The sequence below is a fragment of the Pseudomonas sp. G166 genome, assembly GCF_037027455.2.
In the GTDB taxonomy this organism is placed as follows: Bacteria; Pseudomonadota; Gammaproteobacteria; order Pseudomonadales; family Pseudomonadaceae; genus Aquipseudomonas.
The window spans coordinates 3,041,374-3,066,809 of sequence record NZ_CP146985.1 but is presented as its reverse complement, the minus strand read 5'-3'; the positions used below and the strand labels follow the sequence as shown (position 1 = coordinate 3,066,809).

At 59.0% G+C, this 25,436-nt stretch carries 16 protein-coding genes; 5 read left to right on the top strand and 11 right to left on the bottom strand.

Features of this window, described 5'->3' with window-relative positions:
* Window positions 1-47: 47 nt before the first annotated feature.
* Window positions 48-1,754 carry a 2-isopropylmalate synthase gene (gene leuA, locus SGN16_RS13325; protein WP_335945991.1) on the bottom strand — a complete coding sequence of 569 codons (1,707 nt, stop codon included), beginning with the start codon at window positions 1,752-1,754 and terminating at the stop codon, window positions 48-50.
* 327 nt (window positions 1,755-2,081) lie between these two features.
* On the opposite strand from leuA, the gene SGN16_RS13320 reads away from it, so the two are divergent.
* Complete coding sequence (locus SGN16_RS13320) at window positions 2,082-4,655, top strand: EAL domain-containing protein (RefSeq protein WP_335945990.1); 2,574 nt, start codon at window positions 2,082-2,084, stop codon at window positions 4,653-4,655.
* Window positions 4,656-4,851: 196 nt separating this feature from the next.
* Here SGN16_RS13320 and SGN16_RS13315 read toward each other — a convergent pair whose 3' ends face one another.
* From SGN16_RS13315 to SGN16_RS13285, 7 genes are all read right to left on the bottom strand, one after another.
* Window positions 4,852-5,379, bottom strand: a complete 528-nt coding sequence (locus SGN16_RS13315) for a nitrous oxide reductase accessory protein NosL (protein WP_335945989.1) — start codon at window positions 5,377-5,379, stop codon at window positions 4,852-4,854.
* Window positions 5,380-5,410: 31 nt separating this feature from the next.
* Complete coding sequence (locus SGN16_RS13310; RefSeq protein ID WP_335945988.1) at window positions 5,411-6,241, bottom strand: ABC transporter permease subunit; 831 nt, start codon at window positions 6,239-6,241, stop codon at window positions 5,411-5,413.
* Entirely contained in the window at window positions 6,238-7,155 is a 918-nt protein-coding gene (locus tag SGN16_RS13305; protein WP_210644720.1) for an ABC transporter ATP-binding protein, read from the bottom strand. Before SGN16_RS13305 ends, SGN16_RS13310 begins: the two co-directional genes overlap by 4 nt.
* Complete coding sequence (locus SGN16_RS13300; protein ID WP_335945987.1) at window positions 7,152-8,471, bottom strand: nitrous oxide reductase family maturation protein NosD; 1,320 nt, start codon at window positions 8,469-8,471, stop codon at window positions 7,152-7,154. Before SGN16_RS13300 ends, SGN16_RS13305 begins: the two co-directional genes overlap by 4 nt.
* 26 nt (window positions 8,472-8,497) lie before the next feature.
* Complete coding sequence (gene nosZ / locus SGN16_RS13295) at window positions 8,498-10,417, bottom strand: TAT-dependent nitrous-oxide reductase (protein WP_210644716.1); 1,920 nt, start codon at window positions 10,415-10,417, stop codon at window positions 8,498-8,500.
* Between the two features lie 54 nt (window positions 10,418-10,471).
* Complete coding sequence (locus SGN16_RS13290; RefSeq protein ID WP_335945986.1) at window positions 10,472-12,640, bottom strand: 4Fe-4S binding protein; 2,169 nt, start codon at window positions 12,638-12,640, stop codon at window positions 10,472-10,474.
* A gap of 181 nt (window positions 12,641-12,821) precedes the next feature.
* On the bottom strand, window positions 12,822-14,306 hold the full coding sequence (locus tag SGN16_RS13285; RefSeq protein WP_335945985.1) for a hypothetical protein: 1,485 nt from the start codon (window positions 14,304-14,306) through the stop codon (window positions 12,822-12,824).
* 191 nt (window positions 14,307-14,497) lie between these two features.
* On the opposite strand from SGN16_RS13285, the gene SGN16_RS13280 reads away from it, so the two are divergent.
* On the top strand, window positions 14,498-17,149 hold the full coding sequence (locus tag SGN16_RS13280; RefSeq protein ID WP_335945984.1) for an excinuclease ABC subunit UvrA: 2,652 nt from the start codon (window positions 14,498-14,500) through the stop codon (window positions 17,147-17,149).
* 380 nt (window positions 17,150-17,529) lie between these two features.
* Window positions 17,530-18,258, top strand: a complete 729-nt coding sequence (locus SGN16_RS13275) for a LuxR family transcriptional regulator (RefSeq protein WP_210644710.1) — start codon at window positions 17,530-17,532, stop codon at window positions 18,256-18,258.
* Window positions 18,259-18,365: 107 nt separating this feature from the next.
* On the opposite strand, the gene SGN16_RS13270 is transcribed toward SGN16_RS13275, so the two are convergent.
* A complete protein-coding gene (locus SGN16_RS13270; protein ID WP_335945983.1) occupies window positions 18,366-18,965 on the bottom strand; it encodes a LysE family transporter in 600 nt (199 codons plus the stop codon).
* Window positions 18,966-19,554: 589 nt separating this feature from the next.
* Here SGN16_RS13270 and SGN16_RS13265 point away from each other — a divergent pair.
* Both SGN16_RS13265 and SGN16_RS13260 read left to right on the top strand, forming a co-directional pair.
* Window positions 19,555-20,328, top strand: coding sequence for an acyl-homoserine-lactone synthase (locus SGN16_RS13265; protein WP_335945982.1), 774 nt, complete (start codon window positions 19,555-19,557; stop codon window positions 20,326-20,328).
* A gap of 30 nt (window positions 20,329-20,358) precedes the next feature.
* Entirely contained in the window at window positions 20,359-21,225 is an 867-nt protein-coding gene (locus SGN16_RS13260; RefSeq protein ID WP_210644704.1) for a helix-turn-helix transcriptional regulator, read from the top strand.
* Between the two features lie 61 nt (window positions 21,226-21,286).
* Here SGN16_RS13260 and SGN16_RS13255 read toward each other — a convergent pair whose 3' ends face one another.
* Together SGN16_RS13255 and SGN16_RS13250 are read right to left on the bottom strand one after the other, a co-directional pair.
* The gene (locus SGN16_RS13255) at window positions 21,287-24,370 is read right to left on the bottom strand and encodes an efflux RND transporter permease subunit (protein ID WP_335945981.1); all 3,084 of its coding nucleotides are present in this window, start codon (window positions 24,368-24,370) and stop codon (window positions 21,287-21,289) included.
* Window positions 24,367-25,419: an efflux RND transporter periplasmic adaptor subunit gene (locus SGN16_RS13250; protein WP_246883144.1), complete on the bottom strand. Its 1,053-nt coding sequence runs from the start codon at window positions 25,417-25,419 to the stop codon at window positions 24,367-24,369. The genes SGN16_RS13255 and SGN16_RS13250 overlap by 4 nt, the downstream gene beginning before the upstream one ends.
* Window positions 25,420-25,436 lie beyond the last annotated feature (17 nt).

Here is a 25,436-nt window from a genome sequence, read left to right as displayed (position 1 = left end):
GCCCATAAAATCATGTGGGAGCAAGCTCGCTCCCACAGCGTTGCGCGTTAATAGGGGGCCCGGGCCGGCGCAGAGGTCTTCAACGCACCCAGCAAACCGCTGCGGGTTGCCCGGTTGACGGCACTCACCAAGGCCTTCAAGGACGCCGACAGGAAGCTGCCATCGCGCGCGGCACCGAAGATGAACTGGGTGCCCAGGCGGATCTCGACGTAGGCAATCGCTTCGGATTCGGCGCCATCGCGTGTGGCATGCTCGTGGTAATCGGCAATGTCCAGGTCGGCGCCACAGGCGGCGAGCGCATCGACCATGGCCGCCAACGGGCCATTACCCTCGCCGGCCAGGTGCACTTGGCCCTGTGGTCCTTCCAGCCGTGCATCGATGTAGGTGGTGTCGCCTTCGCTGACGACTTGCGGTTTGCCAAGCCGGTAAGGCATCCCCTCGGTGAGGTACTGCTCGGTGAAGTACTCCAGGATCATCTCGCTGGTAATCTCCCGGCCCGTTTCGTCAGCCACTTGCTGGACCAGCCCACTGAACTCCATTTGCAGGCGTCGCGGCAGGACGATGCCGTATTGCTCCAGCAGATAGGCCACACCGCCCTTGCCGGACTGGCTGTTGACGCGAATGACCGCCTCATAGCTACGCCCCATGTCCGCCGGGTCGATGGGCAGGTAAGGGACTTCCCAAAACCCTTCGGGATGGGCATTGCGGGCGGCAAAGCCCTTCTTGATCGCGTCCTGATGCGAACCGGAGAACGCCGTGAACACCAGCTCGCCGGCATAGGGATGGCGTGGGTGAGTTGGCAACTGATTGCAATATTCGACCTCGCGCTGCACATGCACGATGTCCGAAAAATCCAGCTGCGGGGAAACCCCGCTGGTGTAGAGGTTCATCGCCAAGGTGAGGATATCGACGTTGCCAGTGCGCTCACCGTTGCCAAACAGCGTCCCTTCCACCCGCTGGGCACCCGCCAGGCAAGCCTGTTCGGCGGTGGAGACGCCTGTGCCGCGGTCGTTGTGCGGGTGGACGCTGATGATCACGCTGTCCATGCGGCTGAAGTGGCGGCAGAACCATTCGATCTGATCGGCAAACACGTTGGCCGTAGACACCTCCACGGTGGTCGGCAAATTGAGGATCATTTTATTCTGCGGGGTGGGCTCGAACTGCGCGGCCACGGCTTCACAAATCTCCAGGCCGAAATCCAGCTCGGTGAAGCAGAAGGTTTCCGGCGAATACTGGAACGTCCATTCGGTCTGCGGGTTCTGCTGCATCAACGCCTTGATTTCCCGGGTCGCATCGGTGGCAATTTTGATGCAGCCGGCCTTGTCGACGCCAAATACCACATCGCGGAAGACTGGAGCGGTGGCGTTGTAGACATGAACAATAGCTCGCGGGGCGCCCTTCAGCGCTTCAAAGGTTCGCTCGATCAAGTGTGTACGCGCCTGGGTCATGACCTGGATGGTCACGTCCGATGGAATTTTGTTGCCTTCGATCAATTCGCGTACGTAGTCGAAATCGGTCTGCGAAGCCGCAGGAAAACCCACCTCGATCTCCTTGAAACCCGTCTTGACCAGCAAATCGAAGAACCGGCGTTTGCGCTCGGCGTTCATAGGCTCGATCAGTGCCTGGTTGCCATCGCGCATGTCAACGCTGCACCAGGTCGGTGCGTGGCGCTGGACCCTGGACGGCCATTGCCGGTCAGGCAGGTCCACGGTGGAGAAAGGGCGGTATTTGACGGAAGGGTCGCTGAGCATCATGCGTTCGTCTCCTTGAGGGCAACAAGTCACTGGATCGATTCGCAGGAGGCGAACCAAATTGGATCCAATAAAGCGAATTCTAGAGAATGCAGGCTGCTCAAGGATTGCTAATAATGTCTTAAAACCTGATAAACAAGATAAAATCAATAAACAACCGGTACCTTTCAGCAATAAATCATCATTCCAAGCGAATTAACAACAACTCCCTTAACATCACAAGGCAACATTGCCACGCGCACCAATTATGATCACGACTAAGTTAATCAGCCCTACAGCCGATAAAGGACAGGTGCGGGTGAAATCGCTTTTTTGGCTGATGACTTACTTATGACTGAAGATGCTGGCAACGACTCAACCGTTCTTTCTCCGGGCTCGCCAACCCGAAGCTTCACCCGCCGCACCTTTCCGGCCATCATGCTCGTGCTGTTCGTCATGTCCGCCCTGGCGATCGCCGTGCTGCTCAACATTACCGCAGCCCAGGACCAGCGCGCCCGCGAACAAAGCCTGTTTTTTGCCCAGCGGGCCATCGACGGCATTCGCACTGGCATCGGCCGAGACCTGAGCGATTACTCCAAGTGGAGCGACGCCTACCGGCATCTGCACATCGAAATGGACAAGGAATGGGCCTACGACCAGGAGAACGTCGGCAGCAGCGTCTATTCGCTCTACGGCTACCAGGCAGTGTTTGTCATATCTGCGACCGGCAAAACCGTCTATTCAGTGATCGATGGCCAGATGAGTGAAGTCGATGCCGACACTTGGCTGACTGGTGACCTGCGCGCATTGCGGGAAAAAGCCAGCACCGCGCAGAACCGAGATGAAGTCATCGTCGAGCTGTTGCATCACGACGGTATGCCCGCGTTCGTCGCTACTTCCGCCATCACCACCGGCACCGACGCCAGCGTGGCCGAAATCCCCGGCCCGCCCAGCCTGCTGCTGTTCGTGAAAGTCCTCGATTCTGCATCCCTGCAAAACCTGGCGCGGGACTTTGCCCTGCCCAACGTCCACATTACCCGTGTGCCCGGCCAGGTCGGGACAGCCCAGGTATCGCTTGACCAGCAGACCCAGGAGGCCCTGGCCTGGTGGCCGGCGACGCCGGGCAAGGATCTGCGCAAGATATTGCTGCCCTTGCTGGCCCTGGCATTACTCTTTCTTGGAATCCTGGCATTGGCCGTGTTGCGCCATGCCCTGGCCATGCTTCGGGCCCAGGAACGCCAGTACACCAGCCTGCTGGCCCACCGCAAGGCTTTGGAGCGCAGTGAGGAGCGTTTCCGGGACATTGCCGAGGTGTCGTCTGACTGGTTGTGGGAGATCGACTCGACCGGAACGCTGACCTACCTGTCCGACCGTTTTGAACAAGTGACCGGGTTCAGCCCCACCGATTGGTTGGGCAAGCCCCTCCACCGCCTGCTTCATCCCCACGGCGGGTCGATTTCGATTTCCCAATGGTTGCTCGGCGGTGCCGACAGCGCCTCATCCGCCCCGCTGCTATGCGAGTACACCGCGCGCAACCAGCGCATACGCACCTGCAAGCTGTCGGTGCGGGCCATCGAAGCCGGCGCTTTGGGCTTTCGCGGCACCGCCACCGATATCACCGAGGAGTTGCGGGCGCTAGCGCAGATCAAACATCTTTCGCTGCACGACCCGCTGACTGGCCTGGCGAACCGCAACCGTTTGTTTGACTGCCTCAGCGAACACCTGGACCCGGCGAATGGCGTACCGCTGGCGCTGTTGAACCTGGACATGGACCGCTTCAAGCCGGTCAATGACTCGCTGGGTCATGCCGTGGGCGATAAAGTGCTGAAGGAAGTGGCCCATATCCTTCAGCAAAACGTGCGCAGCACTGACCTGGTGGCCCGTCTGGGTGGCGATGAGTTTGTCATTGTCATGCCTAACCCTGGCGATGCGCACGATCTCGATCAACTCTGTGAGCGCCTGATTGATTGCATGCAGCGCCCGATGCACCTGGACGGCAATACGTTGTATCTGGGAGTGAGCATTGGCGTCGCCTGGTCGCAACCCGGCGGCGAGCGGGCCGATGAACTGTTGCGCCACTCCGATATCGCCTTGTATGCGGCTAAGGCGGCGGGTCGCAATACCTGGCGCGTGTACGTGGAGGCCATGGGGAATGTGGCCCGCGACCGACGTCGATACGAGCAGCAACTGCGCCGGGCGATGCACGAGGACCAGTTGGAGTTGCGCTATTTGCCGCGCTTCAACGTGAGCGCCGAGCAACTGCATGGCTTTGAAGCCCAGGCCATCTGGCACCATCCCGAGAAGGGCGAACTGGGGGGGGCAGACTTCATACCGGTGGCTGAAGCATCGGGCCAGTTGGAAGAACTGGGAACCTGGGTACTGATCAACGTCTGTGAGGAAGCGGCAACCTGGCCGGTCACCGTCAACGTATCCGTCGCGGTTTCGCCCAAGTGGTTCAGCAGCAGCTTTCTGCTAGACCAGGTGCGAACGGCCCTTGACGCGAGCGGCCTGGCCCCTCATCGACTGACCCTGGAAGTGGCCGAAGGGGTTCTGTTGACCGATCATAAGGTCGTTGCGCGTACCCTTCATGCCCTCAAAGACCTCGGCGTGCGAATCAACATCGACAAGTTCGGCACCAGCATCGCCTCCCTTCGCGAAGTATTGAACCAACCGTTCGATGGCATCCGTTTCGATCGCAACATCCTCGCGCAGCTGGGCTTGGAGCATGACCAGGAAGGCGTCCTGGCGATGATCCGGTTGAGCCGCAGTGTTGGGCTGATGGTCACCGCCGAGGGCATCGAGAACGCCCGGCAATTCAGCCAACTGCGCAGCGTGGCCTGCGACCATGTACAAGGCCCCTACTTCGGCTCAGCCCTGGCCCGCTCGGAAATGGCCTCGTTTTTCACCACACCAAGGTGGTTATAGAACCAGCTCGCGTCTTTCCCCCACAGGTGATTTGGGGGATATAGATCTCTTTCCCTGCACCAAACAATGTGGAGCGAGCCTGCTCGCGAAGACGGCGGCACAGCCACCCCTGCAAACTGAACCACCGCTATCGCGAACAAGCACGCTCCCACAGGGTTTGGTGGATATGAGTCTTCTGCCCCACAGGGCCAGCTCCTCAATGACTCATCGGCGACATGGCCGTTGCCTGCCCCAACAACTGTTGATCGATGTCTTCCAGACGCAACACCCGGCCGCCGGTGTCCCTGGCGAGTTTTTCCGCCGCCTGGGCGGCGGAGAACGAGGCCAATACCACACCCATGGCACCCTTGAGCCCGGAGCCGATCACAAAATAGGCGGTCCTGGCATCGATCAGGTGCGCATCATCCGGCGTATCCCAATGGCTGTACCCCATGTCGTGGACGTACAACTTCACATCGTCACGGTGATTCTCTGGCTGTAGCCACCAGCCAAGCATTTCTGCTGGCGAGCAGAATTTCTTGACGCTGCCAGCAGCGACTGCGGCGCCCTTGGGTCCGGGAAAGTCATTGATGACCATGCCACAGACGTGGCACTCGTCACTGGGATGAAACGCCAGCGCCGCCTTGCTGGCCGGCGGTGACGGGGCCTTGTCGCACGCCACCAGCGCCAGGCACATCAACACCCCGGCCAGAAGGCGGCTCGCCTTGAAGTACACCCTGTTCATCGTTGCATGCTCCTTTTATAACCATCAGAAATCACGGGCACCGGCGATTGAACAACCGATAAGCCAACCACAACGGCACTGCCACCCACAGCCACAGGCACAACCAGAGCAAAGGCCCCGACACCGGCAGGTCGCTACCCAGGGTCAGCACCGCGGCGCCAGTGGACGCAGGATCGAAGCCCGACAGATTGATCAGCCGATACACATCCGTAGGGTTGAACAGCAGCAACCACGGCAACAGATCCGGGCTGAACCGGCCCTCGCTGAGCACCAATAGCGCCAGCAGCACCAGGTCGAACACCATCACAAAGAAAAACCACACCCCCAGCGCCAACCCGGCGGCGGTAGACTTTTCCGCCGAGAGACTGCTCAGCACATAGGCCAGCCCGAGAAAGCCCCAGCCAAGCAAGGTGGTGGACAACATGAAGCGGCCGAAAGCCCAGAGCAGCAGGTTCAGCTCGATATCGTCCACCAACAGGGCAATGGCCAACATCGCGCAACCGAAACCAATCAGCGTCGCCAGGGTCAGGATCAAGCCATGGCCAACGAACTTGCCCAGCAGCAACTGACCGCGCCCCAACGGATAGGTGAGCAACAGCAGCAAGGTGCCGCTCTCGTCTTCGCCGACAATCGCGTCGTAGGCCAAGAGCAAGGCGATCAAAGGCATCAGGAACGTTGCCAGGCTGGCCAGGCTCGCCACCGTCGCAGGCACAGAGGTAAACCCCAATTGGCCGGAGGCCGCCGCGCCGAGCCAGGCGATGCCAATGGCCAATACCGCGAACAACAGACTGATCGCCAGCAACCAGCGATTACGCAGGCCATCACTGAATTCCTTGCGGGCCATGTTCCAGATCGGGTTCATGAGCTGGCCTCCTCGGCCGCCGCGCGGACCATGTAATGGCGGTACAGGTCCTCCAGGGACGGTGGCTTGATCTCCACGTCCGTGGGGGTGTCCTGGGCCAGCAACTGCCGCAGCAAGACGAGCTTGCTGCCGTCCGGCGCGGACACCTGCAAACCCTCGGCGCCCCAGCCCTGGGTGACATGCCCCTCGCTGCGCCAGCGTTGCAGCAACTGTGCAGAACGGGCCAACCCCGAAGCGCGAATCAGGGTCGGCAACCCTGCGTCTTCGCGCAACCGAGCCAGACTGCCCAAGGCCAACAGACGCCCCTGGGTCAGGATCGCGGCGCGGTTGATGTGTGCCTCGACGCCCGGCAGGACATGGGAGCAAAGAATGATGCTGGTGCCCTGCCAGCGCAGGCGATCGAGCAGTTGATAGAGGTCCTGGGTGGCGATGGGGTCCAGGCCAACGGTCGGTTCGTCCAGCAGCAACAGACGCGGCTGGCCGAGCAAGGCCTGCGCCAGGCCCAGGCGTTGACGCATGCCCTTGGAGTAGGTCCGCACGCGACGCCGGGCCGCGTATGCCAACCCTACCTCCTCCAACAGACGCTCGACCTGCTGCGGCGCTGCGCCTTTGAGCCGGGCGAAGTGACGCAGGGTTTCCAGCCCACTCAACTGCGGGTAGAACATGACGTTCTCCGGCAGGTAGCCGAGCATCTGCCGCACGCTGGGATCGCTGGGTTCACGGCCGAAGACGCGCACCTGGCCTTCGCTGGCCCGCAGCAGACCGAGGATCAACTTCATGGTGGTGGTCTTGCCCGCACCGTTGTGCCCGAACAGGCCGAGCACTTCGCCCTGGGCCAGGTTCAGGTTGAGCCCGCGCAGCACGGCGACATCGCCATAGTGCTGGCTGACGCCTTCGATCTCGACGACGTTCAAGACGCGTCCTCCTGAGCACTGTTGCGTGACGGGGGATGGACCGGGGTTTCCATCAACGGATGGCTGTCCATGACCCCAGGGGATTTCATCACCGGGAATGCCCGCTGTACCCAGCGCAGCAGTTCGATACCCGGACTGTTCATCAGCAGCCGTACCTGGGGGTACAGCCACAGCAGGCGATCGACATTGTCGTTGGGCTCATAGGCCACGTCCCCCACGCCGTCGCCGTTGCGATCCCAGCCCAGGTAATCGCTCCAGTAATTGCCGCGCCCATCCGCCGACCATTCCTGCAACCGGGTGGCGACGTATTTGACCTGGCGCTGGTTGTGCACGAAGGCATTGCCGGCGATGCGGTTGTCCTCCGAGCCAGCGGTCAGGTGAATGCCCACGGCGCTGCGCTCGAAATGATTGCCCTCGATGCGGTTGAACAACGAGTTGTAAATGAACAAGGCCTTGCCCTCGGCGCCGGTGATCATGGTGTCGCCGGTAGACCCGTCGCGCACGTCGGTGACGAAGTTGTCGCGCAGGGTGGAATAGGTGATGTAGTTCATCAGGATCCCGTAGTTCTGATCCTGTTCGGAACGGTTGCCGATCACGGTCAGTTGACGGCTTTGCATCAAGGCATAACCGGTGCGGGTACGCCGGGTGACGTTGTCCAGCAGGCGGTTATCGTTGGCGAACATGTAATGCACGCCATAGCGCAAGTCCTCAAGGGTATTGCCCTGCAGCAGGTTGCCGCTGGAGGTGTCGATATAGATGCCGTCGCGGGTTTCGCGCACCTGGTTGCCGATGACCCGGGCGCCGTGCACTGCATACAAATGGATGCCGTTGCCGCGGTCCTGGGAGCGCAGGCCGGGGTCACCCTGGATGCGGTTGTCGATCAGGCTGACGTCGCGAGTGCCATCGACCCAGATGCCGAAGCCCTGGCCCTGCATCCGGTTTGCGCGAACCACCGCACCCTGAGCGACGGGCTGAATGAATACGGCAGCGTTCATGGCCGTCAGGTCATGGCCCCAGTCCAGGAACGTGCAGCCCTGGACCTGGACGTTCGGCGCACGAATGATCAACCCATTACCCTCGCCCTGCCCCTGGAATACCGCGTCCGGTGCACAGGTGAGCGTCATCGGTTGATCAATGCTGAACGAACCCTGATAGTGCCCCGCCGGTAGGCGCCATTGCTGCTCGCCCTCGGCCTGCAAAGGCAGATTGGTGATCGGCTGCGGCGCGGCGAGCGCACCGCCCGATAACAGACAAAACACCAGCGCAATGACCGGTTGACGAGCGCGGCCCGCAGGTTGTGGCGTGTTCCCGGTCATTGAAGCTGTCTCCTTGACGAGCTGTCTCAGGCTTTTTCAACCAGCATGCGTCCGACCATCTCCATGTGCAGGGCATGGCAGAACCAGCTGCAGTAGTACCAATGCAAGCCGGCCTTATCGGCGATGAAGGTGATCGATGAGGTCTGTTGCGGGCTGATCTCCATGCTCGCGCCATGGTTGGTCATGACAAAGCCATGGGTAACGTCCTCGATCTGGTCGATGTTGGTGATCGTCACCGTCACCTCGTTGCCTTGCTTGACGGTGAACTCTGTCAGGCCATAGGCCGGGGCCATCGACGTCATGTAGACCCGCACCTTGTTGCCGTCGCGAATGACCTTGTTGTCGGTTTCCAGGTTGATGCCGTCTTTCTTGGCCAGCTCCACGGTTGCGGCGAAGAACGGGTCGTTGCGGTTCCAGATCTTCTGGGTCTTGATCTGGTCGCGCCGGGCGAGGATGCAATCGTGGGGTTCGGCGAAGGCTGGGCCGTCGTGCACCAGCTTCATTTCCTCGCCGGAGATGTCGATCAGTTGATCGTTCTCCGGGTGCAGCGGACCGGTGGGCAGGAAACGGTCCTTGGAGAACTTGCACAACACCACCAGCCATTTGCCGTCCGCCTCGCTGGTTTCGGTCAGGGAGGCATGGTTGTGGCCGGGCTGGTACTGCACGTCGAGTTTCTGCTTGATGTAGTTGACCTTCTCGCCCTTGTAGGCACGAATGGCGTCGTCCATGTTCCACTTCACCACCTGGCTGTCGATGAACAAGGTCGTGTAGGCATTACCGCGCCCGTCGAACGTGGTATGCAGCGGCCCCAGGCCCAGTTCCGGCTCAGCCACGATGACCTCGCGAGGGTCTTTGAAACGGTCGGCGAACAGATCGTCGAGGCGGTCGATGGCGATCATCGAGACGGTGGGCGACAGCTTGCCGTTGGCGATGAAATATTTGCCGTCGGACGAGGTATTGAGCCCGTGGGGGTTCTTCGGTACCGGAATATAGCGAGTGAACTCGGAGTCCTTGCCATCGGTCTTGCGACCATCGACCACCGGCACCTTGGAGCCGTCCAGGTTGATGAACTTGCCGGCCTTGATCGCAGCTTCGATACGCGGAATGTTGAACACCACCACCCAATCGCGCTCATTGCGCATCATGCCGCCCAGGTCGTAGGCCTTCTCGGAGTTGTAGCAGGTACTGGCGGCGTACTTGCCGGTGTAGTCAGCGTCGGAGTTGTCCAGGTTGCCATCGACAATCACCTGGAATGCCATTTCCATTTTCTCGGCATCGATGGCGTTGAACATCGTGAAGCTGTTTTTATCCTGCAGGTCGAAGGTGCGACCGTCATTGGGATGCGGGATCACGAACTCGGCATTGGCGAACACGTACTTGGTGTATGGCACCTTTTGCAGGCGCAGGCCGTGGATCGCCTGGACATTGGGCACGGTGAGGATCTTGTCGCACTTCATGATGTCCAGGCGAATGCGTGCGACCCGGGAGTTGGCCTTGTCGTTGATGAACAGGTACTTGCCGTCGTACTTGCCGTCGGTCATGGAGATGTGCGGGTGATGGCAGTCGCCGTTCTGGTATTTGGCGCTGTCGCCCAGGATGCGCTTGCTTTCGTTGGTCAGCCCCCAACCGGTGGCCGAGTCCACGTTGAACACCGGGATGCGCATCAGCTCACGCATCGACGGCACGCCCAGCACCCGCACCTCGCCCTGATGGCCGCCGCTCCAGAAACCGTAGTATTCGTCCAGCTCACCAGGCCCGACATGGATCTTGGACTTGGCCTCCTTGGCCGCCGCGGCCCAGGACTCACGTGTGAACGTGCCGGCCCCCAGCGCCGTGGCGCCGGCCAGCACCGCGCCGGTGACGGCACCGGTGCCAAGAAAACTTCGCCGGCTGACACCCCTGGGTTCTTCCACTGCGCCAGAGGTTTCGGTTTTTTTGTCGCTCATGCTGTGTGCTCCATGAAGAATGAAAGGATCAAGGGACAGGACATTTCGGGTGCCTCAAGGCGCCGGGCTCACCTGCACCACGGGAATCAATTGCGCATCGGTCGCGGTCGCCTTGCCGCGCTTCTTGCGCTTGTTGATCAGCGGCGGGCATTTGTTTTCGTTGTGCCAGGTCATCTGGCAGTCGAGGCAGTAATGGCATTCGTTGGCATTGATCCGGCCATCGGGGTGAATCGCCTGGATCTCGCATTCCTTGGCGCACAGTTGGCACGGGTTGCCACATTCCTTGCGACGCTTGAGCCAGTCGAACAAGCGCAACCGGGTGGGCATCGCCAGGGCGGCCCCCAGCGGACAGATGTAGCGGCAGTAGACTTTGCGGGTGAACAGGTTCACCACCAGCAGGCCCGCCGCGTAGGCCACGAACCACCACTGGCGGTCGAACCTGAGGGTGATGGCGGTCTTGAAGGGCTCCACTTCGGCCAGTCGTTCGGCGGTGGCCATCGACTCCAGCGAGACACCGAACAGCACCAGCAAAATGATGTACTTGATCGCCCACAGCCGCTCGTGGACGGCGAACGGCAGCTCGTATTGCGGCACCTTGAGCTTGCGCGCCAGCTCGTTGATCAACTCCTGTAGCGCGCCGAACGGGCACAGCCAGCCACAGAACACCCCACGGCCCCAGAGCAGGATGCTGGCGGCGGTGAACACCCAGAGGATGAAAATCAGCGGGTCAGTGAGGAACAGTTCCCAGCGAAAGCCTTCGAACAAGGCGTGGACGAAGGTCAGCGCATTGACCACCGACAACTGCGCCAAGGCATAGCCGCCGAGAAATACCACGGTGAACACCAGGTAAGCGCGACGCACCCAATGCAACAGCGTCGGCCGCCGGGCCAGCGAATCCTGGAAAAACAGGATCGCCGTCAGCACCGACAACGCGGCCACAAGCACCGATATCTCGATGTTTTTCTGATACCAGAGCGTCAACCACATCGGCCGGCTGGCTTCTTCGGCCGCCGCCAGCTGCTCGGCTGTCGGCAATGGCCGCTCCAGATAGGGCTCCGGCAGTTGATAGGCCAGCTCAAAGCTGCTGAAAATACCGCGCACTGGCCCGGTCTGGCGGCGCACCAGCAACTCCAGGCTCCAGGGCGAACCGGGATCGAAACGGTGGGACGCACGGACGATGAAAATCGCCATTTCGTCGAACTCAGGCATGTCATCGGCAGCCACGTCATCCAAGCGCTGGAAATCCATATCGCGGAAGCTGATGGCATCGCCAAACTGACGCACCAGTACGCGATCGAAAATGCCGCCACGTACATAGCCCGAGCCCTTGAAGGAATAACGTCCACTGCCCATCACGGCGATGGCTTGTTCGCCCGGCTTGAGCCCGGCCATCAGCGTGCGGTATTGGCTGTCACCGAGCAGGTTGCGGCCGATGGTGGGTGGATTCAGGTGAGTGACATACAAGTCGATGAAGGTATCGTCCGCTTGCTCGGCGCTGGCGACCTCGACCTGCTCGGCCTCGGTCCCCTTGAAGGAAGCATCTACCTGGCTGCGGGTCAGGTGCAGGCGACGTATCGCGCCGTTACCGGTCAAGGTCTTCCAGTCGGCGGGCTCGTAGAGAGCCTCACGCACCCGGGCCGGCGCCACGGTCAGCCCTGCGTCACCCTTGACCAACCCCAGGGAGACCGCGACGTCGTGAGCGGCGCGCATGATGACTTCATTGACCACCATCGCCGTCACGGTGGCCCCGGCGATTGCATCCACCGTCACGGCGTTCGGGTCGCTGGAATGCCCCACCACCACCCGTTGATTGACCTTGATGCCGCTGTAGCGCGCACTGAATGCATGCAGTTTTTCTTCAGCGATGCCAATCAGCAGAATCGGCTCATGGTGTTCGAGCACATAGGCATCGAGAATCACACCGGCCGGATCGAGGATCACCTGGACATTGATCGGCTTGCCTGAATAAGCGGGAATGTCCACCACATCCAGGCTTTGGAACGCGTAGCCCAGGACCTTGCCGGCAGCGGACAGCTTGCGCACCTTGAACGGCCCTTCGGGCTCGGAGATCGAGTCGGCCTGGCTCAGGACATGGTGGATGCGCTGTTGCTGGATGTCACCGTAGTCCTTGGCCTGGGCAAGGCCCGCGAATAAAAACAGGAGAGTGAACAGTGCGCGGAGCCAGAAGCGGGATGGGTGCTGCATCACAAAAAGAGGGGTCATGGACGCCAGGTCTTAAAGACAGGATCTTGGCGATCATCGTAGGACCCGCCCCCTTGCGCGGCCCTTGATTGAAATCAATTTGGAAAAACTTAACCCCGGCTCACAAAAAACCTGTGGTGAGGGGAGAAATCCCCTCGCCACAGGTTGGTGTCAGTTCAAGTAACAGTGCTCGGTCCGACCCTCAGCGCAACCCGTAGGAGTAGATGCGCCCGTCATTATTGTCGTACCAATTGCCCTTGGCCCAGATCACCCGGTCCTGCGCTGCTTGAAAGCCGACGATGCCCAGGTAACCATCGATGGCGAGGCGTTGCCAGGAGTGCCCCCAGTCCTTGGAGTAAAACACTCCATCGGCAGAGATGTTCGCGTCCGACCACCAGTAGAGCCAGCGCGGCGGGTGGTGCTCGCTGCTGGTGTTGATCAGCAAGGTGTTGCGCCCCATCCAGAAATTCCCGCCGCGCAATCGACTGTCCGAGGCCAATGGATCGAACACGCTGGGCAGTTCGCCCAAAGGACGCCAGGCCAGCGCGACGGTATCCAGCTCGGCGACAACGTCCTGCCCGCGGTCACCTTGGTCGATAAGGCCCATTACCCGTCCGGTATCGTTTTGCACCAGCGCATCGATGAACAGGTTATCTTCACGCTGGACTTCCATGACCTGCCACTGCCCAGCCATGCGTTGCAACCGAGTCCGCGTGGTTACGTTGAACGCGACATTGTCGCCCGCGCCGTCCGGATTGCTCCCCCAAAAGCGTTGAGACACCCAGATAAACGCACGCTGTGCATCCAGTTGGAGCACATTCGTCTGCACTTCCCCATAGGCGCCTTCACTTGTGCGCCATTCAGTAATGTCGGGGCGTTTGTCCTGCAGATATTCGGCAGACACCAGCAGCGGCTCAGCGGCGAATATGGGGGTGCTGCTGGCGCCGCGATCGGCAGAATAAAAGACCCCCGTCGAAATAGCTCCCGCAGCCTCTTCGCCACTGTCATCATCGACGCCACTCGGCCTGCCCCAGGCCCAGACCTCATTCGCCCCATGGAAATACGGTTCCAGGTTCCAGGCCAACTGATCGGCATCGGCAAACCATCCCTTGCTCAACCAGGTCCAGTGCTTGCCTTGATCTTCACTGCGAAAGACCACCGTTTGGTTGATGCCATCAGCGCTTGGAACTTCAGGCCGGTCAAGCCCCGTGAGCAGAAACACACTGTCGCCATCCGGACTGGCCACCAGGCAGGCCGCGCCACTGACATGGGCCACCAGTTGAAATTGACCCTGACCGTCCAGGCGGGAAATGAAGGAAGTTTCCTTGTCATCACGAGCGAAGACACTGGAAAAGACGCCAGACGCTTGCAGCTCTTCATCCTCGCCCTCGACCGGCTTGCCATAGACCACGGTATTCAAATCCACCACATCGGCAGAAGGCTCCAGCTGTTTGGTGTCGCCTTCCAGCCGCCCTACCAGCCAGGTACCCCGCGGGGTCACGACCACGCCCGTACAATACTGGGTCATCGCGCGCAACCGGGTATCCTTCACGGCGCCCAACTGCTGTGGGTCAGGGTTGGCACCGCCCCATTGCAGCTTGGCGCTGGCAATCACCCACGCGTACCACAGCGCAGCGCAGCCCAGCAGCGCGACAAACAGAGTCATGAACAGCTTCGATCGAGGCATGAGAGGTCCGTATCCATGGGAACTGGAAAGCTTTTCTCATCTCTTTCGTCCGGAGTAAATTTTTATCGCACTAGAACGAATGAACCCGGTCGCATAATTGTCAGTGCTGTGACTCAAGTTCCATTCTCCGAATGACGCTGTTTCGCCAGAAAGCCTCAACGCGTTGAGCAGACGCAAACAAGGAACGCTCCATGCCCCCACGCTCCGGTCCCATCCCCCCATTGCCTGAAGGCACCGGTTTCGTCCGGGTGCGTGGCGCCCGCGAACACAACCTCAAGAACGTTGACGTCGACATCCCCCGCGATGCCCTGGTGGTGTTTACCGGCGTGTCGGGCTCCGGCAAGTCGTCCCTGGCCTTCTCCACACTCTATGCCGAAGCCCAGCGTCGCTACTTCGAGTCGGTGGCGCCCTATGCGCGACGCCTGATCGACCAGGTCGGCGTACCGGATGTGGACAGCATCGAAGGCTTACCGCCAGCAGTGGCCCTGCAACAACAGCGCGGCACCCCCAGCGCACGCTCCTCTGTGGGCAGCGTCACCACCCTGTCGAGCCTGATCCGCATGCTCTACTCCCGCGCTGGCAGCTACCCGGCCGACCAACCAATGCTCTACGCCGAGGACTTCTCGCCCAACACACCGCAGGGGGCGTGCCCGGAATGCCACGGCCTGGGTCGGGTCTATGAAGTGACCGAAGCGTCCATGGTGCCCGACCCTTCGCTGACCATTCGCGAACGTGCCGTGGCAGCCTGGCCCATGGCGTGGCAGGGCCAGAACCTGCGAGACATCCTGGTGACCCTGGGCTATGACGTCGACACTCCCTGGCGCGACCTGCCGAAAAAGCAACGCGACTGGATTCTCTTCACCGAGGAAACGCCCACCGTACCCGTATACGCCGGACTCACTCCGGCCCAGACCCGCGCGGCTCTTAAACGCAAACTCGAGCCCAGCTACCAGGGCACCTTCAGCGGCGCCCGGCGCTATCTGCTACACACATTCATGCACTCCCAAAGCGCCCAGATGCGCAAACGCGTGGCGCAATACATGCGTGCCAGTCCCTGCCCCGTGTGCGAAGGCAAGCGGCTCAAGCGCCAAGCATTGACGGTGACCTTCGCCGGCCTGGACATCGCCGAACTGTCCCACCTGTCTTTGCTGGAGCTGGCTGCGGTACTCAAAGAGGTCGCGTCTGCGAGTTATCTGGAGCAAGCCGAAGAATCGGGGGAAGTCCTCAGCCACCGGCAAACCCGTGAGGCTCGCGAGCAGCGCGCCGCCAGAGGCGATAGCCCCCACGCAGGGGGACCGGACGCCCGTCACACGCCCAACCTCTCCCTGGAAAAGCGCCTGGCCGCCCAACGCATCGCTGCAGAACTACTGGAGCGGATCGTCACCCTCATCGACCTCGGCCTTGGTTATCTGGCCCTGGAGCGCAGCACGCCCACGCTGTCCTCCGGCGAACTGCAACGCCTGCGCCTGGCAACCCAGCTCAATTCCCAGCTGTTCGGCGTGATCTACGTACTGGACGAACCCTCCGCCGGCCTGCACCCGGCTGACAGCGAAGCGCTGTTCGAGGCGCTGCAACGCCTGAAGGCGGCAGGCAACTCGGTATTCGTGGTCGAACACGACCTGGACACCATGCGTCGCGCTGACTGGCTGATCGATGTGGGGCCAGATGCGGGTGAACAAGGTGGCCAAGTGCTCTACAGCGGCCCACCCAGCGGGCTTGAGCAGGTGCCTGAATCACGGACCCGTGCCTACCTGTTCGCCGAGCACCGCACGGCTGCTCGCAGTCCTCGAAAACCACGGGAGTGGCTGCGCCTGGAAGGCATCACACGCAATAATCTGGACAACCTCAACGCAGACTTCCCCCTGGGTTGCTTCACTGCGGTAACCGGTATTTCGGGCTCGGGGAAATCCAGTCTCGTCAGCCAGGCTCTATTGGATCTGGTCGGCTCCCACCTGGACCAAGCCAACGTCAGCGCCGAAGCCGATGAGCAAAGCCTCGAAGACGAACCGGTGCAAACCAGCGGCGGTCGCGTCAGCGCCGGGCTCGACGTCATCAAGCGGCTGGTCCAGGTCGACCAGAAACCCATCGGCCGCACACCGCGCTCCAACCTCGCCACCTACACCGGGCTGTTCGATCACGTGCGCAAACTGTTCGCCGCGACAGAGCAGGCACAGGCGTTGGGATTCGATGCCGGGCGATTTTCCTTCAACGTCGCCAAAGGACGCTGCGAAACCTGTGAAGGCGAGGGCTTTGTCAGCGTGGAGTTGCTGTTCATGCCCAGCGTATACGCACCCTGCCCCACCTGCCATGGAGCACGCTACAACCCGCAGACCCTGGCAGTGAGCTGGCGGGGCTTGAATATTTCCCAAGTGCTGCAACTGACCGTGAACCAAGCGCTCGAGGTGTTTGCCGAGCACGCGGCGGCCAAGCGTTCATTGCAAGTGCTGCAGGATATCGGCCTCGGTTACTTGCGCTTGGGACAACCAGCCACGGAGCTGTCCGGTGGTGAAGCACAGCGGATCAAACTGGCAACCGAGTTGCAGCGCAAAGCCCGGGGAACAACCTTGTATGTGCTGGATGAACCGACTAACGGCCTGCATCCCCAGGACGTGGATCGTCTGCTGGTGCAGTTGAATCGGCTGGTGGCGGACGGTCATACAGTGGTGGTCGTGGAACACGACATGCGGGTCGTGGCGCAAAGTGATTGGGTCATCGATATCGGTCCGGGGGCTGGGGCCCAAGGCGGCAAAATGGTGGTGTGCGGGGCCCCAGAGACCGTGGCCGGATGCAGCGAGAGCCGGACGGCAGCGTTTTTGAGAAACGCATTGCAGCTTGAAAACTAAGCTTTTTTTGATTGTTTCTCGCCGTTTCGAAAAAGCTGACTATACTGTTTCCCAGTTAATCGTTTCAGTAGTCGAATTTGACTGTAGCCTCATGGAGCAAGAGTATGAGGCTGCACATGCCAGGAGGCGCAATGACATCAACCTTGTTGAGAACACAATTACGCGGGGGGATGAGACACTCTTATCGCTCTCTGAAGCGATCCCCGATAAAGGGTAGACCGGGCAATCCGAGCTACCTCAGAGCGCTGACTGCGGCCGCACAATACACGTGTGGTTGTTGATACCGACGCTATAAAACTCCCAATTCCCGCTTGGCGACTATCAAGGTAAAGCGCCTGGCCAGGGCAGAGTCTTACATCAATTTTTCGAGCGTGCCCATTATGCTCAAGCCCGTCTCAAGCCATCTATTCCATTTAATTCAAGAGGTGGAAAATAACATTGCAGGGGCAAGCGAAGACGAGTACACCGAAATACTCGGCTGGATATTCTCAAGACTGGGGATTAACAAGTTTGCTTATGTCCACCTGGAACCGACACCCTTCAATCATTCCAAGATCTCTATCCACAGTAACTACCCTAGCGAATGGGTGGAAACCTATCGCAAGAATTCACTCTACAAGTCGGACCCCGTCATGGCCAACACAGCCGTTACGGCCACGCCTTTTTTCTGGGATGAAATCCCCCAAGAAATAGATAATAACCCTGAAATATTTGATCAATCAGCCGCCTATGGCATCAAGCAAGGGTTCACCATTCCGCTTCATGAACCTGGCCGATCATTCGGCTCTATCCACTTATCTTCCGAAGAGAATGACCCGGACTTCCCCACCCTCATTCGCTCGAACCTGGTCATCATAAAAACCCTTAGCATCATCGCCAACCAGCACCGCCCCACGGAGGCCAGCATTGAGAGCAATCTCAAGCTATCACCCAGGGAAATTGAATTCTTGCGTTGGCTGTCGCTCGGGAAAAACTATAAGGAAATAGGTCTGATCATGAACATCACCGAACGAACGGTAAAGTTCCATGCCAAGCAAATGACTGAAAAACTGGACTGCATCAATGTCAAGCAAGCGATGTTTAAGGCGGTGCACTTGAACCTCGTTTAGCACTTCGCACCGCGTTGACCCGCCATTCCTTATTTCCCCGGGCAATCTGAGCACCGGTACAACCAGTCAGTCCAGCACCCTATTCTTTTCCAACTGGCGCCACCGGCTCAAGCAAAGCCGGCCTGCGTTGCGATGTTGAAAAGCATGCCACATGCAAACAATCCAATCACCAAAGAAATGGCTCGACTTAACAGTCGCCCGGATACAATCGCGTGCAACTTTCGCCCACAGAATGCTCCTGCCGCAATCCAGACCAGCCCCACCGGAAAAATAATCAGGGTAAAGAGCAGCATGAATGACAGCCAACTATCGAGCGATAAGAAAGTACCCACCGGCGCAACGAAGGAAACAAAGAACAACCCCTTGGGATTGGTCAATGTCGCAACAAACAGATCAGGCACCGTAATACCCGCTCTTGCACCAGGTGTATTGTCCTTTACCGAGAACCACAGTTTCACGGAAATATAAAACAAAAAGCACACGGCAAAAATCTTGGTTGCGATCACTACCCACGAGTGGTCGGTCATCAACAGGTCAATGAACACGCCCCACATCGTCATCTGAATGACGTACGCCAACCACTCCGCTACGACGAACCTCATCGAGCGAGGATTGAAGCCTCGATTTATACCGGTTTGCAACAACAATGAATTCGTTGGCCCCGGAACCAACAACACCGTCAACAGGGAAAGCACAATATAGCTCATAGCGTCATCCATATCAGGAGCCTGGACGGCTCGTTTACAGGGTCAGATCAATCCATATCTTTCCATATGACATCACGCCGGAGTCATAAGAGGTCAGACAACTAACTCATTAGAGCAATCACACTAGACCAACATCAATATGCCACTCCCCATTTGCCAACTCGTAGACAGACATCGTGGCTCTACTGGCAAGAAGCAATTTCGCAGGTAAAAACAATCCTCCCACATTCACATGACCTTCTGACTACATGTCTTCAGTTGGCTCTTCAAGGCGTCAATTTTTCGAATCACACGATATCATGCAGTTAGCCAATCCATTTCAAATACGTCAAAAAAATGATCCACACAGCCCTATCGGCTGTCACACAAACAGCTTCAATAAGCCACTACTGCGCACCTATACTTTTTTGGATTCCCAGTGATACGAATCCTTCAACTAACGCCCTTCCCAATGATTATAAGGGATTGCCAAAAAGCGCCTACTAATTAGGCTATACACTCTATAAATCGAAGACTGTACTTTAGGACAGTTGAAATGCTTTAGTGCAGAGTTAACAGTAGCTTCACCTGTAGCCAAGAAATCGCATTCATGAACTACTCCCCCTGCACCTACCGATTTTCCGGCGTTTCTACCAGCGTCGCAAGTTATTCGAAAATCCCATTCAATACCCTGGAACAAATATTGTCCATTCGCAAACTAGCCTTCATCGATAGAAAAAAATGGGACATTGAAAGTTATCAAGGCAGTGATTACGAATGGGATGAATATGACGATCCCGATGCAATCTATATCTACGCCCATCAAAACGACCGAGTTACCGGCTGTGTTCGACTACGCCCCTCCAGCAAGCCGACACTCATGAGTGGCCCCTTAAGCTTTATTCTTCCAACCGAAGACAACAGACCCGATTCGGAACACTGTTGGGAAGCTACGCGCTTCGCACTTTCAACTGACAGTTTTGCCACAGGAGAACTCACTCAAGCTAATGTAGACATTCGCACAGCAGCACTTTTCCTGTCAATGATTAAGTTCGCCCAACAACACAATATACAAACCTATGAAATTGTCGTTGACACCATGATGGAGAAAATCCTGAAGCGTTCCGGATGGGCAGTTGACAGACACAATACCGCGTTAGGTTCAAAGGGCGAAAAAATCATCTACGGCACATTACCCTGCACGTCCACCATTTATGAAGAGGTCCTCAAGAAGAATGCAATAAACCGAGCCTTTGTATATACCCAACCCCTCGTAACCTGCCGTTCGTCAGGCAAACTCCATAAATCCCTGGATATCGGCCAACCCCTTCCCCGCCGAAACATTCCAGCAAAGATTCCCATGCACACTGAGCTACAGCTATAAATCAAATACTTGGATGAATTTGGAGAAAGGATGAACCTACAACGATTATTCCCGCACGTTGGCAAAGTCATTGCCAGTACAGGCAGCCGCAATTTTCCCCGCATGCTGCACGACCTGATACTCACGGAAATACCTGTAGACGCAACACATATTACTGAGCAAAGGATAGGCACAAGTAATATTTCTGAACCGAGCACCTCCAGTATCGGTTGCGTCGGCATGGATAACGCATGCATCGACGCGATCATGGAGGCTCATACAGCAAAGCCTTTTTTCCTGGCCGATGATATTTTTTTCGAAGATGCAGCACCGCAAAAAGTGCCCAACTTCTCCCGCTGTCTACTCACCCAAGAGCGTTCGGACAAAACACCTTCGCACAACACCACGACTCAACTCCACCTGACCACCCGAAAGAATGGTCGTCGTTATGTGCTGTCCATATACCGCTCACCTTTTTCCAAAGGGTTTTCCGCACAGGAACATGCTCTGCTGAAAGATTTTTCCTGTCTTTTATTGCCCATGGTCGAAGAACACGTTGCTGCCCTGGTTCCATCTGAGTCCGTGCGGCAGGATCCCGGCCTGGCATTGGACGCTCCGGAAAACGGAGGCATGGAAGCGCTCCGCCAAAGATTCGCCGAACGGTTGCTTCTGTCTGGGTTGAGTTTGTCCTCTCGTGAAACGGAAGTATGCGTTGGTCTATTGGCCGGGCGTACCGCACCTGAACTTGCCGAACAACTGAACCTTAAAGTCAATACAGTCGAAAGTTATCTGAAACGCGCAGCCATAAAGATGGGGATTGGCGGACGCCGCTCGTTGATCCGATGGATGCATTCGATGGATGCCACACCCGCGCAGGTCGAATGGAGTGGCAATACCGTGATTCAACAAGCCGTATAAAACTCACCCCCAACGACTGCTCGATCACCGACGAATCGAGTATTTGTTGGGGGATTACTGCTCATTTCCCCGGATTTTCTTGCGCCACACTTCCTTCCACTGCCACCCGAGCGCGACGTTTCAACCACTCCAGCGCATCGTCCACATAAGTAAAAATCACCGGAACCACCAGCAGGCTCAATAGCGTTGAAGTCAGCAAACCGCCCATCACCACCACAGCCATGGGCTGCCTGAAACTTGGGTCTTGTCCCATCCCCATCGCAGTCGGCAACATTCCCGCGCCCATCGCAATGGTGGTCATCAGGATCGGACGGGCGCGCTTGTGACAGGCATCCACCAACGCTTCGTATCGACCCAGGCCATAATCGCGGCGTGCCATGATGGCGTACTCCACCAACAGAATGGAATTCTTGGTCACGATCCCCATCAGCATCAGTAGTCCGATGACCGATGGCAGGGAAAAACTGAAGTTGCACAGCAGCAAGGCCAGCAGCGCGCCACCCAGCGAAAGCGGCAGTGCCGAAAGAATCGTGGCCGGCTGCAAGAAGTCATGGAACAACAGCACCAGGACCGAATAGATACAAAACACACCGATGGCCATGGCGAGGCTGAAACTGCCGAACAGTTCGGTCATCAGTTGCAATTCGCCCTGCTGCACCAGTTTCACTTCGGCTGGAAGATTGCGCATCACCGGCAGTTGACTGGCTTCGGCCATGACTTCGCCTAGATTGCGCCCGTTGAGTTCGATAGACAGGGTGATATTGCGCAGACGATCCAGGCGACTGATTTGCGCCGGCCCGCTGCCCATGCTGATCTCCCCCAACGAAGACAGGGCGACCTGACCGTCGCGGCCGGTCACCCGCAATTGACTGATGGCCTGCAGGTCGTCGCGTAGCAGCGAATCCATACGCACCCGTACGTCCACCTGGCGTTGGGACAGATTGATTTTGCCCAGTTGCGAGGAATATTCGCCGTAGGTCGCCATGCGCAAGGTATCGGCGATCTCCTGACTGGTGATGCCCAGTTCCGCCGCTCGGGCGAAATCCGGGCGCATTTGGATTTCCGGGCGTTGCAAGGCGCTGCTGGACGAGACGTTTCCAATCCCGCGCAGTTCACGCAACTGCGGCTCAAGGGCGCTGGCTGTGCGCTCCAGCAGATCACCGTCATCACTGGCAAGCACGATATTGAGCTTCTCTCCGCTGCCGTCGCCGCCAACATTGATGCGAACCCCTGGCAGGGTACGCAACACCTGACGCATCTGTGCTTCGACCTCTACCTGCTTGCGATCCCGTACATCTCGATCCGCCAGCTCCACCGTCAGGATGGCATCGCCGGCCCCGGTGATATCACCAGGCCCAGAGCCCGAGCTGCTGGCCGTCCCTACCGAACTGAAGACATGTGTGACATCCGGTATGTCCCGCAATCTTTCGCTGGCTTGCAATGCTATCGCGGTGGTTTGTTCCAGTGTCGTACCGGGTGGCAGTTCCAAGGTGATTTTGCTGCGACCGGTGTCCTGCGCGGGCAGGAAGCTGGTGGGCAGCAACGGGACCAGCGCCAAGGCGCCGACAAAACACAGGCTGGCCAGCAACATCGTGGTCTTGCGCCGGGTCAGGCTGGCATGGATCCAGCCCAGGTAGCGGGTCATCAACGGGCCATCGGCGGCGGTTTGATGAGTTGCCTTGAGGAAATAAGCCGCCATCATCGGCGTCAGTACGCGCGCCACCAACAACGAAAACAACAGCGCAACCGAAGCCGTCACACCGAACTGACGAAACAGCTTCCCGGCGATGCCGCCCATGAATGCCGTGGGCAGGAACACCGCGACCAGGGTGACGGTCGTGGCGAGCACCGCCAGGCCGATTTCATCCGCCGCCTCGGTGGCAGCCTGACGCGGTGTCTTGCCCATGCGCAAATGCCGCGCGATGTTCTCGATCTCGACGATCGCATCGTCCACCAGTACACCGATGACCAACGCCAAGGCCAGCAGCGAAACCGCATTGAGCGTAAACCCGGCCAGGTACATCACGCCAAAGGTGGGGATGATCGACAGTGGCAACGCCGTGGCTACGATGAGTGTGGCGCGCCAGTCCCGCAAGAACCACCAGACCACCAACACTGCCAGCAGCATGCCTTCGTACAGCAGGTTCATCGAGTCGTGATAGTTGGCAAGGACGGCCTTGACGGTGTCATTGGCTTCAACGATCTGCACGTTGGGGTGCTGGTCCACGAACGTGGTCATGGCCTTGCGTACATCATTGGCCACGCCGACATCGGAGAAGCCCAGGGAACGGGTGACCTGAAAGCCAATTACCGGCCTGCCATCATGAAACGCCCGGGTACTGCGTTCGGCGTGGGTGTCGCGAATGTCGGCCAACTGATTCAATGCCAACAAGCGACCGTCGCCGCTGGGGATGTCGATGGCTCCGAGGGCCGCCGGATCGTCGATGGCCCCCAAGGTCCGCATGGCCTGTTGACCACTGCCCAGGTTGCCCTGGCCGCCGGAATTGTCCTTTTGCATGGCACGCAACTGGCTGGCTACGTCCGAAACACGGATGCCCAGCCCTGCCATCAGGGCCGGATCGAGGTTGACCTGGACCTCCCGATCGACGCCACCCATGCGCGAGATCAGTGCCACCCCCGGCACCGCCAGCAATTGTTTGCTCAGTTCATTGTCGACGAACCAGGACAAGGCTTCTTCGTCCAGATTGTCGGAGTCGATGACATAGGTGAGCAACGCGGAGGCACTGGTGGTCAGCCGGGAAACCGATGGTGTGTCCAGGTTCGCCGGCAGCTGCGGCATGGCGCTGTCGACCACGTTACGCACTTCGTTCAGGGCCTCGTTGCCATCCTTGTCGATGTCAAAGCTGACGTTGATGGTGACGGCACCGTCGGTGATGAGCGTCGTCACGTGCTTGAGCAGGCGCAGGGACGTCAGTTTATCCTCGATCTTGCGCGCCACTTCCGTTTCCAGTTGCTCCGGGGCAGCGCCTTCGAGTGAGGCGCTGATCACGACCACCGGCAGGTCCATGTCCGGAAAATCCTGGATGGCGAGTTTTCCAAAACCGGACAGGCCCAAGAGCGTCAGCAGAATGAACAGCATGACGGCTGGAACCGGATAGCGGATCGACAAGGCTGAGATGTTCATGGCTGGGCGACCTGGGCTTGGACGAGGGTCACACTCGCACCGTCATTGAGGAACGCGCCGCCAGCGCGCACGATGCGGGCGGGCTCATCGAGGCCGCTGAGGATCTCCACGGCCTGGTGCAGGCGCCGGCCGACCACCACCGGGCGTTGGACGACGCGCATGTCCTCATTGAGCGTGAACACATAAGAACGTCCGTCCCGCAGGATGACCGCGGTGTCCGGTACCGTGACGGCTTCGCGGGGCGCCAGTTCGATCTGCCCACTGGCATACATGCCGGCCTGGGCAGCGCTGTCGTTTGGCAAGGAGATGTAGACCAGCGCCCGGCTGGTCTTGGTGCTTAAGGTAGGCGATACCAGGCGCACCCGCCCTTCCACGCTCTGACCGCCGGGCAAGGTCATGCGGGCGACCTGGCCGGGTTGTACCTGGGCCAACTGGCGTGCATCCAGCTCGGCCTGCCATTCGATGCGGCCGTCGCGCACCAGGCGAAACAGCTCGTCGCCGGCGGAGAGCACCTTGCCGAGCAACGCCGTGCGCGCCGAAATGATGCCGTCGTCCACCGCCACGATGCGCGTCTGCCTGAGCCTGATCCGAGTGCTCTGCAATTCGGCGCGGGCGCTGGCCAGATCAGCCTCGGCGAGCGCGACCTTGATTCGATAGTCTTCGCGTTGCTGTTCCGACAAGGCGCCACCCTCTCCGACGACCCGGGCGCGGCGGTCATTGGAACGGGCCTGTTTCAGATTTGCCTCGGCTTGAGCGACGAGCGCCTTCTGTTTGCTTTCTTCAGCGACGACTGTTTCGCTGGCCAGCGTAGCGAGCAATTGACCTTTCTTCACCCGGCTGCCCACATCGGCTTCGATGCTGGCAATGCGCAGGTTGCTGGTCTCGGCATTGATGACCGCTTCCTGCCAGGGCGCGAGCGCTCCATTGGCGAACAACAGTTGCGGCCAGATCTGGCGCCGCGCCTGGACGACCTCCACGCTCAAGCTACTGACCTCAGGAGCGGCCACCGCCGGTTCGGCACCACGGCGAAAATAGATCAACGCCACCACGAGCGCACATACGATGA

Coding starts and splice junctions, on each gene's coding strand:
- leuA (WP_335945991.1), bottom strand. CDS start 1,754: ATGATGCTCAGCGACCCTTCCGTCAAATACCGCCCTTTCTCCACCGTG.
- SGN16_RS13320 (WP_335945990.1), top strand. CDS start 2,082: ATGACTGAAGATGCTGGCAACGACTCAACCGTTCTTTCTCCGGGCTCG.
- SGN16_RS13315 (WP_335945989.1), bottom strand. CDS start 5,379: ATGAACAGGGTGTACTTCAAGGCGAGCCGCCTTCTGGCCGGGGTGTTG.
- SGN16_RS13310 (WP_335945988.1), bottom strand. CDS start 6,241: ATGAACCCGATCTGGAACATGGCCCGCAAGGAATTCAGTGATGGCCTG.
- SGN16_RS13300 (WP_335945987.1), bottom strand. CDS start 8,471: ATGACCGGGAACACGCCACAACCTGCGGGCCGCGCTCGTCAACCGGTC.
- nosZ (WP_210644716.1), bottom strand. CDS start 10,417: ATGAGCGACAAAAAAACCGAAACCTCTGGCGCAGTGGAAGAACCCAGG.
- SGN16_RS13290 (WP_335945986.1), bottom strand. CDS start 12,640: ATGACCCCTCTTTTTGTGATGCAGCACCCATCCCGCTTCTGGCTCCGC.
- SGN16_RS13285 (WP_335945985.1), bottom strand. CDS start 14,306: ATGCCTCGATCGAAGCTGTTCATGACTCTGTTTGTCGCGCTGCTGGGC.
- SGN16_RS13280 (WP_335945984.1), top strand. CDS start 14,498: ATGCCCCCACGCTCCGGTCCCATCCCCCCATTGCCTGAAGGCACCGGT.
- SGN16_RS13275 (WP_210644710.1), top strand. CDS start 17,530: ATGCTCAAGCCCGTCTCAAGCCATCTATTCCATTTAATTCAAGAGGTG.
- SGN16_RS13270 (WP_335945983.1), bottom strand. CDS start 18,965: ATGAGCTATATTGTGCTTTCCCTGTTGACGGTGTTGTTGGTTCCGGGG.
- SGN16_RS13265 (WP_335945982.1), top strand. CDS start 19,555: ATGAACTACTCCCCCTGCACCTACCGATTTTCCGGCGTTTCTACCAGC.
- SGN16_RS13260 (WP_210644704.1), top strand. CDS start 20,359: ATGAACCTACAACGATTATTCCCGCACGTTGGCAAAGTCATTGCCAGT.
- SGN16_RS13255 (WP_335945981.1), bottom strand. CDS start 24,370: ATGAACATCTCAGCCTTGTCGATCCGCTATCCGGTTCCAGCCGTCATG.